At 42.0% G+C, this 13,597-nt stretch carries 12 protein-coding genes; 4 read left to right on the forward strand and 8 right to left on the reverse strand.

The window, feature by feature from the left end:
• Positions 1–26: 26 nt before the first annotated feature.
• The 3 genes from mnmG to LT679_RS12895 form a co-directional block, all read right to left on the reverse strand.
• On the reverse strand, positions 27–1,889 hold the full coding sequence (gene mnmG, locus LT679_RS12885) for a tRNA uridine-5-carboxymethylaminomethyl(34) synthesis enzyme MnmG (protein ID WP_232178003.1): 1,863 nt from the start codon (positions 1,887–1,889) through the stop codon (positions 27–29).
• 63 nt (positions 1,890–1,952) lie between these two features.
• Positions 1,953–3,827, reverse strand: a complete 1,875-nt coding sequence (locus LT679_RS12890) for an ABC-F family ATP-binding cassette domain-containing protein (RefSeq protein WP_232178004.1) — start codon at positions 3,825–3,827, stop codon at positions 1,953–1,955.
• Positions 3,824–4,480 carry an NAD(P)H-binding protein gene (locus tag LT679_RS12895; protein ID WP_232178005.1) on the reverse strand — a complete coding sequence of 219 codons (657 nt, stop codon included), beginning with the start codon at positions 4,478–4,480 and terminating at the stop codon, positions 3,824–3,826. The genes LT679_RS12890 and LT679_RS12895 overlap by 4 nt, the downstream gene beginning before the upstream one ends.
• An 86-nt stretch (positions 4,481–4,566) precedes the next feature.
• Between LT679_RS12895 and LT679_RS12900 the strand changes: the two genes are divergently transcribed.
• The 4 genes from LT679_RS12900 (at position 4,567) to LT679_RS12915 (ending at position 7,771) form a co-directional block, all read left to right on the forward strand.
• Positions 4,567–5,274, forward strand: coding sequence for a pirin family protein (locus tag LT679_RS12900; RefSeq protein ID WP_232178006.1), 708 nt, complete (start codon positions 4,567–4,569; stop codon positions 5,272–5,274).
• 103 nt (positions 5,275–5,377) lie between these two features.
• Complete coding sequence (locus LT679_RS12905; RefSeq protein ID WP_232178007.1) at positions 5,378–6,151, forward strand: MlaE family ABC transporter permease; 774 nt, start codon at positions 5,378–5,380, stop codon at positions 6,149–6,151.
• Between the two features lie 4 nt (positions 6,152–6,155).
• Positions 6,156–6,947: an ABC transporter ATP-binding protein gene (locus LT679_RS12910; protein WP_232178008.1), complete on the forward strand. Its 792-nt coding sequence runs from the start codon at positions 6,156–6,158 to the stop codon at positions 6,945–6,947.
• Complete coding sequence (locus LT679_RS12915; protein WP_232178009.1) at positions 6,944–7,771, forward strand: MlaD family protein; 828 nt, start codon at positions 6,944–6,946, stop codon at positions 7,769–7,771. Before LT679_RS12910 ends, LT679_RS12915 begins: the two co-directional genes overlap by 4 nt.
• Here the strand turns inward: LT679_RS12915 and LT679_RS12920 are convergent.
• The 5 genes from LT679_RS12920 to LT679_RS12940 form a co-directional block, all read right to left on the reverse strand.
• A complete protein-coding gene (locus tag LT679_RS12920; RefSeq protein WP_232178010.1) occupies positions 7,768–8,676 on the reverse strand; it encodes a hypothetical protein in 909 nt (302 codons plus the stop codon). The genes LT679_RS12915 and LT679_RS12920 overlap by 4 nt on opposite strands.
• A 78-nt stretch (positions 8,677–8,754) precedes the next feature.
• Complete coding sequence (locus LT679_RS12925; protein WP_232178011.1) at positions 8,755–9,267, reverse strand: glutathione peroxidase; 513 nt, start codon at positions 9,265–9,267, stop codon at positions 8,755–8,757.
• Positions 9,268–9,311: 44 nt separating this feature from the next.
• Positions 9,312–9,737: an rRNA maturation RNase YbeY gene (ybeY, locus tag LT679_RS12930; RefSeq protein ID WP_232178012.1), complete on the reverse strand. Its 426-nt coding sequence runs from the start codon at positions 9,735–9,737 to the stop codon at positions 9,312–9,314.
• Positions 9,737–10,159: an ATP-binding protein gene (locus LT679_RS12935; RefSeq protein WP_232178013.1), complete on the reverse strand. Its 423-nt coding sequence runs from the start codon at positions 10,157–10,159 to the stop codon at positions 9,737–9,739. Before LT679_RS12935 ends, ybeY begins: the two co-directional genes overlap by 1 nt.
• A gap of 1 nt (position 10,160) precedes the next feature.
• Positions 10,161–13,472: a DUF4175 family protein gene (locus LT679_RS12940; RefSeq protein ID WP_232178014.1), complete on the reverse strand. Its 3,312-nt coding sequence runs from the start codon at positions 13,470–13,472 to the stop codon at positions 10,161–10,163.
• Positions 13,473–13,597 lie beyond the last annotated feature (125 nt).

Below are 13,597 nucleotides of genomic sequence, written 5' to 3' on the forward strand. Positions count from 1 at the left end.
ATATCTAATAATCAGTTAATTATATATTATTTTGTTATATGTACCATCAAAACTGATATATCCGACGGTGAAACACCCGAAATTCGTGAAGCCTGGCCTAATGTGCGAGGTTTTATCTTCATTAATTTTTCGCGCGCTTCTTTTGATACGGATACCAGTTGATGATAGTTAAAATCAGGATTGATCTCTTTGTCTTCCATTTTTTTCATCCGGGCAACAATGTCCAGTTCCTTTTCAAAATAACTCTCATATTTAATTTTTATTTCAGCCTGCTCAATAGTTTCTTTGTCATAAGCTGATAATAATTCATTAAATGCATCGTCTGTATTTCGTAGATCATCTATAGATACCTGTGGCCTGCTGATTAAGTTAAATATTTTGGCATTTTGTGATAGCGGCGCTGTTCCTAATTCATCTAACAAGCTATTGACTTTTGCTGGTTCTATTGATTTTGATTTGGTGTAAGCCACGATGTTATCAGAGTTTCTGATCTTATCATTTACTTTTTGTAAACGCTCATCTGATATTAGTCCGAGTTCATGGCCGATAGGAGACAAGCGTATATCTGCGTTGTCCTGACGAAGTAGTAAGCGATGTTCAGCGCGCGAAGTAAACATACGATAAGGCTCCTCGGTTCCTTTTGTTGCCAAATCGTCGATCAATACGCCTATATATGATTCTGATCTTTTCATGATCAGTTCATGTTTATTATGTACTTTCTGGTGGGCGTTTATGCCTGCAATAAAGCCTTGTGATGCCGCTTCTTCATAACCAGTAGTACCGTTGATTTGCCCGGCAAAGAACAGATTGCTGATCAGTTTGGTTTCTAACGTTAAACCTAACTGCGTAGGAGGGAAGTAATCATATTCTATCGCATAACCCGGACGGAACATTTTAGCATTTTCAAACCCTGGTATTTTGGTCAAGGCTTTATATTGTACGTCCTCCGGTAAAGAGGTTGAGAAGCCATTAACGTATATCTCAACCGTATTTAAGCCCTCTGGCTCCACGAATATTTGATGACGCTCGCGCTCTGCAAAACGGTTGATCTTATCTTCAATTGATGGGCAATAACGCGGACCTAAGCCTTTGATACGGCCAGTAAACATGGGCGATTTCTCAAAGCCTTCTTTTAAAGTTTCATGCACATCGGAATTAGTGTAGGTTATCCAGCAGCAGCGTTGCTCTTGGATTTGCTCAACTTCGGTATACGAAAAACGACCTCTTTCTTCATCGCCCCACTGTTCTTCCATTAACGAATAATTCAGGCTGCGGCCATCAACACGGGGTGGGGTGCCGGTTTTCATACGTCCGGCTTCAAAGCCTAACTCAGTTAACTGTTCGGTTAAACCGGTAGCTGATTTTTCACCGGTGCGACCACCGCCAAAGCGTTTTTCGCCGATGTGAATAATGCCATTTAAAAAAGTACCATTAGTGAGTACAACAGAGTTCGCTTCTATTTCAACGCCTATTGAAGTACGTACGCCATATACAGTATTTCCTTTAACTAATAAGGAGCTAACCATATCCTGCCAGAAGTCTACGTTCGGCGTATTTTCCAAAGCTAAACGCCACTCTTCCGCAAAGCGCATGCGGTCGCTTTGGGCGCGTGGACTCCACATTGCCGGGCCTTTGCTTAGGTTCAGCATCCTGAATTGGATAGATGTTTTATCGGTTATAATACCTGAATAACCACCCATTGCATCTATCTCACGCACTATTTGCCCTTTAGCAACGCCACCCATAGCGGGGTTGCAGCTCATTTGGGCAATCGTATTCATGTTCATAGTGACCAGCAGTACGGATGAACCCATATTGGCTGCTGCTGCCGCCGCTTCACAGCCTGCGTGCCCTGCGCCCACTACTATTACATCATATTTCTTAAACATATTCCCTCCATGTTCCACGTGGAACATAAATTTTTAACAATAACGAACGTTCCACGTGGAACATTATCCTTCAATCAGTTCAGTCAACTCAAGCCAACGCATACTTTTCTCATCAAGTTTGTCGTTTAATATAGCTAAGTCAGCCAATATTTTATTTAAATCTTCACTGCCTAAACCTGATGTGTTTAGCTTCTCGTTATGATCTTTAATATCGTTTTCAAGCTTTGCTATTTCGTTTTCTAATCCTTCGTACTCACGTTGTTCCTTATAGCTAAGCTTATTCTTTTTAGGTGCGGCAACTACAGGAGCTGGTGCCGGTTTAACTTCAGCTTTTTGTTTTTCGGCTATTTTTTCAGCTTCCAGTTCGTTACGATATTCAGAATAATTACCGTTAAATATGCGTACATCGCCATTGCCTTGCATAATGAAAAGCTGCTCAGTAAGTTTATCAAGCAAATAACGGTCGTGCGATACAAGCATCAATACGCCATTATATCCCGTTAAAAACTCCTCTAATACGTTCAGCGTATCGATATCCAGATCATTGGTTGGCTCATCCAGTATCAGGAAGTTGGGGTTCTTCATCAGGATGCTCATCAACTGTAAGCGCTTCTTTTCACCACCACTCAGGTTACTGATAAAGCTATGTTGCTTTTTAGGTGGAAATAAGAACAGCGTAAGGAGTTGTGATGCTGATATGGTTTTACCATCAGCCATCGTAATATACTCGGCAACGTTTTTTACTACATCAATCACCCTTTCATCAGGCTTAAAAGTAATGCCCGATTGATGGAAGTAACCTAATACAGTAGTTTCACCTTTGATCACTTGACCCTTATCGGGTGATAAATTGCCGGTGATCATGTTCAATAGGGTAGACTTACCACTGCCGTTTTTACCGGCTAAACCAATACGATCGCCTTTTTTAAATACATAATCAAAGTCCTCGACGATAGTTTGGCCATTAAAGCTTTTATTCACGTGCTCAAGCTCCATTATTTTGTTGCCTTGCCTTGCTGTCTTAACACTAAGCTCAACTTTCGCCTTTGGGCCTGCACCCTTGGTTTTATCCTCAAGCTCATAAAAAGCATTAATACGCGCCTGCGATTTGGTGCCACGTGCCTGCGGCTGCCTGCGCATCCATTCCAGCTCTTTCTTTAACAGGTTGCTGTTTTTTTGAAACTGCACTTCATCGTTGGCTTCCCGCTCAGCTTTCTTTTCCAGAAAATATCCGTAGTTGCCGGCATAAGTAAATATGCGGCCTTTATCGATCTCGATAATCTCGTTGCAAACGTTATCTAAAAAGTATCGGTCGTGCGTTACCATCAGGATGGTTTTGTTGCCTTCAGTAAGCAATTTCTCCAACCATTCAATCGTATCAATGTCCAGGTGGTTGGTAGGCTCATCCAAAATATACAGTTCCGGATCTTCGATTAGTAAACGGGCAAGCGCTAAACGTTTCTTTTGTCCGCCGGATAATGATGCTATATTTTGATTGAGATGGTGAATATCCAATCTGCCCAAAATGGTCTTGATCTTATACTCATACTCCCAGGCATCAACCTCACTCAACTCCTCCATTATTTTATCGAGCGCCTTACTATTTTCAGGATCGTTCTCTAATAATTCCTCATAGCGCCTTATTAATTGCTGCTGGATGTTATCCTCGCTGAAAATATAATCGCTGATGGTAACAGCACTTTTAAAGTCAGGGTCTTGCTCCAGGTAACCTACTCGCAAATCGCGGGCACGCACAGCCTTGCCTTCGGTAGGCATTAGCTGCCCTGATAAAATTTTGAGCAGGGTTGATTTACCCGCGCCGTTAACGCCCACTAAGGCCACCCTGCGCCCACGGTTAATACCAATGGTCATGTTCCTAAACAGCCAGTGGTCATGAAACGAATGGCCTAAATTTTCTCCTGATATATACGTGCTCACGCTAATTGTTTTATTTTTTCGGTAGTGTACACAAACACTCCGTTGTCGTTAGTTAATGATTGATTAAGCATTGCCCGTGCTACCGTTTCAGCTTTTATGCTTTTGTATTTTTTTAAGCCGCCTATCAGCAGAGGATTTAATACCGCAAATACTACATTCGCAATTTTTTCACCTAAACGCGGCTCATCACGATCACCTTCTAAAAATGATGGCTGATAGATATAGGTACTTTTAACACCGGCAGCTTTTACATCAAGTTCTGCATCACCTTTTGTTTTCAAATAATAGTTAGATGATGCGGAGTTAGCTCCAATAGCAGAAATCAAATGATACTCATTAACACCATTTTTAGCGGCTAATTGCGCCAACTTAACGGGGTAGTCATGATCTATCTGCCGGTATTGAATACGATCTGGCGTTTGCTTTTGAGTTGTACCCAAAGCACAAAACAGGACATGCCCGTTTATCAGATTACTATATCTGTCCAGGTCGTTAAAATCTATCACCGCTTGTATCAACTTTTTATGCTCAACCGGCAACTGACGGCGGGTTAACACCAAAACCTCATCATATTCAGGGTGCTGCAAAAGCATGGTCAGTAAGTTACTGCCAATAAGTCCGCTTGCGCCCGCTATAATCGCTTTGTATGCCATAATGTTGAAAAAATTATGCAAAAATACATATAATAAATTTGTGGAATAAATATTGAATGTTTAAACATATATTAAATAACATTGATATGGAAAAGATATTTCATCCTGCTAATCAACGTGGTTATAATGATATTGGCTGGTTGAAGGCTAACTTCTCATTTAGCTTCGGTCCGTATTATGATCCTGAAAAAATACATTTTGGTGCATTGCGCGTACTGAATGACGACATTATCGGCCGCGGCCGCGGGTTTGGCGCGCACCCGCACGATAACATGGAAATTATTACCATTGTGCTTGACGGTGCGTTGGAACATAAAGACAGCATGGGCAATGTAGGAATAATAAAAGCCGGTGAAGTGCAAGTAATGTCAGCAGGCACGGGTATAACACATTCCGAATACAATCCGCTGCGCGATAAAGATACCAGCAGCTTACAGATATGGCTATTTCCGAAGGAACAGAACATCAAGCCAAGGTATGACCAGAAAAGCTTTATTGACGCGCTTAAATTAAATGAATTAACTATGCTAATATCTCCCGATCAAAATGAGGCCACGCTTTGGATTAATCAGGATGCTACCTTTAGTATGGGCGAATTTGAAACCGGAAAGACCATCAATTATGATATGAAAACGGCTGGAAACGGAGCTTATATCTTCCTGTTAGAGGGAAGCGTTGAAATTGCAGGCGCAATTTTAAACAAAAGAGACGCACTGGGTGTTTATGATACCAGTTCTGTAACCATTGAAACCGTTGCGCACTCGCGTTTACTGATACTCGAAGTACCTATGTAACCTGCCCGCTCCGCGCATATTATCCATGTGTTTGTCATGAACAATGTTGCTTAAAACAAACGGGAATGTTTGTATGTAGTTGCTGATTATAATTTGGACGAATATGGCAGAGCAGGTAATACCCGCATGGAAAAAGTGGCTTGAAGGCATTGGCGAGCAGGGCGTATTTTTTACGCGCTTTGTCCGCAATATTTTCGCTGGTGGCTTTGAATGGTCAGAATTTGTTCGCCAGTGTTATGAAATTGGTTACAAATCGTTAACACTGGTAGGCATAACTTCATTTATTATGGGCTTGGTGCTCATATTACAATTGCGGCCTACCATGGTTGATTTCGGTGCCGAAAGCATGCTGCCGCGAACCTTGTCCATCGCGCTGATACGTGAGATAGGCCCGGTTATTACCGCCATCATTTGTGCAGGCAAGATAGCATCCAGCATTGGTGCCGAACTGGGCAGTATGAAAGTTACCGAACAGATTGACGCTATGGAAGTATCGGGCGCTAACCCGGTACAATACCTGGTGGTGACCCGCATTATTGCTACCGCTTTTATGGTGCCCCTGCTTACCTTAATTGGTGATGTGATCGGCCTGTTTGGCGGATATATAGCCATTAATCTTACGGATGATATCAGCTTTTACCTTTACTTCCAAAAATGTATAGCCTCCATTGAATTTGTTGATTTCATACCGGCATTCATCAAAACCATATTTTTTGGCTTTGCTATTGGTTTTGTGGGATGTTATAAGGGTTACAACTCTAATAAGGGAACTGAGAGTGTGGGCATCGCGGCTAATTCGGCAGTGGTCACCGCTTCGTTATGGATTTTTGTGATTGATGCGATCGCTGTTCAGGTAACCAACCTTTTATACTATTGATACCATGGCAGACAACAAAGATATATCGACAGTTGATCAGCCGGTTAAAACGGACACTAACGAGGTGGTTATTCATATAAAAGGCCTGAAAAAGTCTTTCGGTGAAAAAGAAGTGCTGCGCGATATCAACCTCGATTTAAAAAGAGGCGAGAACGTGGTGGTATTAGGCCGATCAGGACAGGGTAAATCCGTAACCATACAATGCATTGCAGGTTTGCTAACCCCTGACGATGGGGAGTTAACCGTATTTGGCGAGGATGTTACCCAAATGAATGAGGACGAATTGAAGCAGTTGCGTATAAAGATAGGTTTCCTGTTTCAGAGTGGGGCGCTGTATGATTCTATGACCGTTCGAGAGAACCTTGAATTTCCGCTTACACGCGTTTTAAAATTGAAGGACCAGCAAGAGATAGACCAAAGGGTAGAAGAGGTATTAGAGGGCGTAGGATTGGCTGATGCAGCCGATAAGATGCCGTCCGACCTATCGGGTGGGATGCGTAAACGGATAGGGCTTGCCCGAACGCTTATTGTAAAGCCTGAAATTATGCTTTACGATGAGCCTACTACAGGCCTCGACCCAATAACATCGCGCGAAATAAGCGAATTGATATTGAACATGCAGCGTAAATACAAAACATCATCAATCATCATCACACACGATTTGGAGTGCGCTAAAATAACCGCCGACAGGGTAGTGGTAATGAATGATGGCGAATATATAGCCGAGGGTACTTACGAGGCGCTGCAAGCTTCGGAAAATGAATTTGTACGATCTTTTTTTAACGAACAGAAATGAAAGCAACATCATCACAAAAAATAAAAATAGGCATCTTCTCCATAGTTGGCATCGCGGTGCTTATTGTGGCCATCTTTCTGATTGGCAGCCAAAAGAGTATGTTCAACTCCACTTTTAACGTGTATGGCGAATTTAAGAATGTGAGCGGCTTACAGGTAGGAAATAATGTGCGCTTTGCAGGTATAAATGTAGGTGTTGTAGAAAACATCACCATTGTTACGGATAGCATGGTACGTGTTGACCTTACGCTGAACAGCAACGTAAATAAATTCATAAAAAAGGACTCGAAGGTGAGCATCAGCAGTGATGGTTTGATGGGCGATAAATTGGTAGCCATTGCACCGGGCGGAGTTAAAACGCAGGAGATAGTAGAGAACGGCGATAAGCTTGAAGCGGTGAACCCATTGGATGTTGACAAGATGATCAACAAGCTAACCCGCGTTGCTGATAATGCCGAGAAGCTATCGGCCAATCTTTCCGATGTGGTTTATAAAATCAATCATGGCAAGGGCAGCATTGGCCGTTTGCTGAATGATGACAAGATAGCCGAGGATTTACGTGGTACCGTTAAGCAAGCCAAATCAACCATAAAAACGGTTGACGCCGCTACGGTAACACTGCACGAAGATTTAAAGGCAGCACAAAGCAACTTCCTGCTGCGAGGTTTCTTTAAAAAGAAGGAAAAGGCAGCCAAAGCCAAACAAGATTCCATCCGCAAAGCCAACGAAAAGGCTGAAAAAGAAAAGAAGAGGGCACAGGAGAAGGCCGAAGAAGAACGTAAAAAACAAGAAGAAGAGGCTAAGAAAAAGCAGGATGATAATTAATCACGAGCCATCTTTAAATTCATCACCCGTTTTACAAAGGTTCTGATTAAACGTTTAGGATTATCTTTATCTATTAATCGTTCTACGACTAATATATCTGCTGAAAGGGTGTAATTGCAAACGAAGCTGGAATTATCATATTGGTAGGTAAATTCAATAGTTTTTTTACTGGCATCAAGTTTATATTTATTGGGTGGTGCCGCTATACCACCGGTTTCTGTATACAACCCGAACTGGCCGAAGTACAATTTTAAATTATTGTTAGAGATTGTACTGTCTCCTATTGTTTCACCTACCTGCACCCATTCAATCGGATGATTATTGAGCCAGTCGCCAATCAGCTCATTACTTGTATTTCGATAGTCTGTTAAAGGCATAACAAATTGCCAATAAGCCGCTGCAATAATTAAAACGTTAACGGCCCATTCAATACCTGAAAATTTAAGTTTTGATGTTTTAGATAGGATCAGCATTATTATGCTTTTCACTTTACACCACTCAATTGCAAATATTAACAGGTTCAATAGCAACAGAATCGAGGCTATTAATTTAGTAGCATCCCATAGCTCTAATGCGTAGTTAATCAAAAATACGTTGACGGTTACAGGCAGCATAAGCGCAGCGCCTAAGAAGGATGTTCTTCTGAAAAGAAGCAGGAGGGCCGGTATCAGCTCACAAAAGCCTAATAATACCTCAAACCATGGAGAATGCCCCAAAAAAGCCCAGGTTAAAGCAGTCCCTGGTGTTTGTTCAAGCGGTAGCAATAAGGTTGCTGAAGTAACTACAAACTGTGTACGGAGTATTTTGGTGAATGCGTAGGGCAGCATGGTAATTGCCAAAGCGTATCGCACCAGTATAAGGTATAGTTCAGATTTCTTAAAAAATTGCAATAGGGTTTTCATCATGCTGTTAACGCTTGCTTGATCAGCGTATTGCACAATAAGCATCAAATAAAAAGGGCGCTTATCAAGCGCCCTTTTCAATTATAATGCATTTGTTATTTCCGGTGATAACGGAGTTGTTTTTGAACGGTAACGGTGTATCAGCTTGCCGTTTTCATCAATCAGGAATTTTTCGAAGTTCCATTTGATCTCGCCTGTAAAATCAGGGTTTTCGGCAGTGGTTAGGTATGCGAATAGCGGACTGATATCATCGCCCTTAACACTTACTTTTTCACTAAGTGGAAAAGTTACGCCATAGTTTTTTTGGCAGAAAGACTTGATCTCCAGGTTAGCGCCGGGTTCCTGTCCGCCAAAGTTATTTGCCGGGAAGCCTACCACTACCAGCTTATCTTTATACTGATCGGCCAGCTTTTGCAGTTCAGCATACTGCGGCGTGTAACCACATTGCGAGGCTGTATTAACGATCAGCACTTTTTTGCCTTTGTATTTAGCTAAAGAAAAATCTTTGCCTTCGATGGATTTCAGTTTAAAATCGTATACGCTTTTTGCCGGTGCAACAAAAAGCAAAGCCAGTAAAATGGTCAGTGTTTTCATGGTTTAATAAATTGATAAACAGTTTATACGGGTAAAATTAGGAATTAAAATGAGCGTTTGCCTAAATAAAAATCTTCTTTTTGTGTCATAATTTTTTTATCGGCAGGCTTTTTATCCGGGTAGCCAAGCAGGTGTAGTGTCCCATGAATTATTACGCGGTGCAACTCGTCAGCATCAGCAACGCTAAATTTAGCGGCGTTTTCACGCGTTCGTTCTACTGAAATAAAAATATCGCCTACAATATCTCCCTCTACTTCGCTGTTATCAAACGTTACAATATCGGTATAGGTATCGTGGTTAAGATACTGCCTGTTGATCTCGATCAGGTAAGCATCCGAGCAAAAAATGTAATTGAGTTCCTTTAATTTATAACCTTCGGCTTCAATAGTGTCTTTTATCCATTGCCTTATGGCGGTTTTTTGTTTCAGCTTGAATTTTATGTCCTCTTCAAAAAAATTAATTGCCGGCATTATATCTTAAAGTGAAGTTCAATTTCGTTACCGCGCGTGTTAAATATGCATTGATCGGCCAGTTGTTTTAATATAAACACGCCCCGGCCTGTAAGTTTTTCCAGGTTTTCCGGCGCGGTAGGGTCTGGCAGGCTGTTATAATCAAAACCTTCGCCCTCGTCGGTGATTGTCCATATAATGCGCTTAAGTTCAACTTCAGCGTTAACTATAACAATTTTGCTTTCATCCTGCTGGTTTCCGTGTACTATAGCATTCATAACGGCTTCGTTCAGGCAAGTCATCATATTGGCGAAAACATCGTCTCCAACATGATGTTTATCGGCAATCTCTTCAATTAAAAGCTCAAGCTGGTTAATGCTTTCCAATTTTGAAGGCAGCTGCAACGTATATAGTTCACTGGTGTGAACGTTATTATGTTCCATTTTACTTTCCATTAATTTGTTCAAAGTAGGCTTGTATTTTACTTTTATAATATATGTTAAACGCTGGCGAAACGGTGCGCAGTTGCTCTGTTTGCTTGTTTTTTTGCTGCTGATAATTTTGCAGGGCTTTAATATATCCCGGTGGGAAGTTATTACCTGCATTGCTTTGGCGCCGGTTATCCTGTTCGCGCTGCTGTTCTGCCTTTTCGGCATCAAGCAAACGTGTTTGTATTTGCTGCTGTCTTTTTACGGTTTCTTCTGTTATTCTTCTGTTTACGATATCGTTCTCGGTTTGTTCCATTTCTTTTGAAATTTTGTCAAGGTCACCAAGTCCGCTTTTACCATCCTTGCTCTGCTCACGGTTTAGCTGCTCAAGTGCCTGGCGTATTTGCTGTTGCTGCCGGGCCATACGCGCCAGCTGCTCGCTCATGCCGCTCTCTCCCTGGGCGCTTTTGCCCTGGTTGCCCTGCCGCTGCATCTGCTGCCTTGCTTTTTGCATATTTTGGTTAAGCTGCTGTTGCATTTTAGCTAATTGCGATACCGATTGCTGTTTTTTGCCTTTACCGCCACCCTGGCGGTTTTGTGCGTTTTGTAATTGTTCAAGCGCTTCACTCAATAGTAATGCCAAATTGTTCATGGCTGTCATGGCAAATTGCTGGCTGCGATTGGCTTCGCCACTGCGCCGTTCGCCCATAAGGCTCAGCGCTTTATCAATATTATCATTAATGGCACCCACCTCTTTATTAACAGCAGATTGTATTTGCGGAACGCGCTTGCTCAGGGCATACAAACTGTCCTGTGCGGTTTTTAAGTTGTCCTTAATATCCTTTTGCTGCTGGGCAAGTTTATTATAGCCCGGATCTGCCGGATTAATTCCTCTCAGGCTCAGCATCAGCTTTTCCTGCTGAAAAGAGCTGTTAACCAAGTTTTTAAGCAACTCGCGCAATTGTGCGGCATTGATAGCGTTTTCGCTCTCTTCACCGTCTTGCTGTTGCTGTTGCATTTTACCCGCCATTCGCTGCATTTTTTGCGCTGCCTGCTGCTGTGACTTTGCCGCCTTCTGCCTGTCATTCTTTTGAATGCTTTGCTTGCTTTGATCCATTTGCTGGTCAACGGCATCGCTTTCCTGTTTCTGATTGTCCAGGTTCATTTTCTCGCCCAGGCCGTCGTTTTCTTTCTTCAATTCATCAAGCGATTTTTTTACATCGCTAAATTCATCTTTCAATTTTTGCTGCTGTTGAAGCAAGGCCTGCTTATCCTGTTTTTGTTGTTGGGTTTGCTCCGCTAATTTTTGCTGTTCATTAGCTAACTTATTGAGCTTGTTTATATTCTGTTCAACTTTTTGGTCAAAAGCCAGTTTTTTGTACAGTTCAAGCACCCGGTCAAGTTCCTTTTTCAGCGAGCGGTTGTCCTGCTGCATCTTGTTTAGCTCGTCACGCGCGTCATCCTTATCGCCTTTTTCCAGCATATCCTGCAGTTTTTTTAAAAGCTCCTGCGTTTTTGGGTCGAGCACGTTGTTGAACAAATCCGCAATTTGTTGCTGTTTTTGTTGTAATTCTGCACTTTGCTGCTGGTTCTCCTGGCGGTTATACTGGTTTTTGCGGTTCTCTTCCTGTATATCTTTCACCAGATTATTTAGCTCCATCCGCTTTTGCAGCAGTTGTTCTACCTGCTTTTTTTCTTCGAAGCTGAGGCTGTTTTTTTCAAGCAGTTGCCGGTTAAGCCGTTGTGATTCACGCTCAATCTGCGCAGCAAGTTTTATGGCCGATTGTGTTTTATCGGCAACTGATTTAGTGCCCGCCTCAAGTTGCTCATTAAGCTGCTTTGCGTCCGGAATGTTGAGCGTTTGTTCCGGAGTTCGAGCGCGCTTCGGGCCGGTTACGGCATCATTGTCAGCAACCTCAAAATAATAGGATACTTGCCGGCCTTCTGGCAGCTTAACTTGTTTCATATCCCAAAAGAAAAAGAAACCTGCCTGATTTCGAGAAAGATCAGCCTTGACCGGTAAGTGGTAAGTTTTATTGCCGGTACGGTAGTTAAAAGTTAATGAGGTAAAGCCGTGATCATCCTGCACGGTACCATTAAAATATAGAGCTTTACTGCTTATTGAGTCCTGCTTTTGTTCGGCAGTGATTAATGGAGATTGATCGGCAATTACAGTAACATTATAGGCCGATGAATCAGTGTTATGCTTTACAAACTGATTTGCCGCGCTTAATTTATAAGTTGTGTTTTGCGTTATTTTCTGCTGATAAACAAACGTTCCACCTTGAGTTGGTTTCAGTTCATTTAGTACGTCGTCTACTTTAAAGGTAAGCACTGAGGTATTTTGCGTTTTTATGTGCCATTTAACTATAGTTCCGGCCGGTACTGTAAGGTCGCCGGCATTTGGTATAAGTTCGCGCTGTTTATGCAAATAAGCCGGATATTGTAACGTTGCATCAAAACTGACCAATGTTGGCCTGGCGTTTACCTTAAGCTGATAATCTTGAGAATTATAGCCATTTGCTGATAAGGTGAAATTAACGTCACGTTGCAAATTTTTAAAGTCATATTTAAATCTGTTCACGGCGGTTTTTTCAAGCTTAAATGTATTGTCGCCATTGCGTATGTAAACTTCTGCCGGTAGGTTATTCCCTTCCAGTTTCAAGTCAAGCGTTAGGTCGTCACCTTGTACCGCAGTCAAAGGCGTGTTAATAATAACAAATGTAAAAGGCGCAACCGGAGCGAAATATTTATCGTGTTTCAGCAAGCGTTCTGTGCTATCTGTAAGTATTGATGGTGCTGCCAGCGCAAGTATGCAGATGATGCCCAGCGGAATAAGCGCCCACTTTAAATAGCGCCTGTTCTCCTTTAAATTAACCGCCGAGGGAAAGCTGATTGGGCTAAGCTCATTTACCTTTTGGTCTATACCGGCTTCAAGCAATGCTCGTTTTTCTGGGTCGGCCAAAGCTTGCCTTTTAAGCTGCAGGGTATTCAGTAGTTTATCGTTCACGTTACCGAAATGCCGGCCAATAATTACCGCAGCTTCATCGTACGTAAGCGTTTGGCCAATACGTAACCAGGCCAGCAGGGACGGTATCACCAGCCATATCAGCAGAACGAGGTTAATGATTATGAACAGGTAAAAAAGCACCGAACGCAGCGTAGTGTTGAAATTACCAAAATACTCGGCAAGGGTAACAAACAGGTACAACGAAAATAGCCCGGCTCCTAAAAATATAAGGCCTCTCAAAAGGTTATTAAAGTAATACTTTCGAATGAAGGTATTTACCTTAATAATGAGCAGATCATAATTATCAGCCTTGTTCATTTACAGGTTTATTCCTTGTAAAACGAAAATCTGAAAATAAATCGTATTGCGGCAATGCATCAAAAAAATAAAATAATGTTTACGACTAAATTATATTAGTTACAATGCGTAAAAACCAACTTTTT

The sequence above is a fragment of the Mucilaginibacter roseus genome (assembly GCF_021215455.1).
Lineage (GTDB): Bacteria > Bacteroidota > Bacteroidia > Sphingobacteriales > Sphingobacteriaceae > Mucilaginibacter > Mucilaginibacter roseus.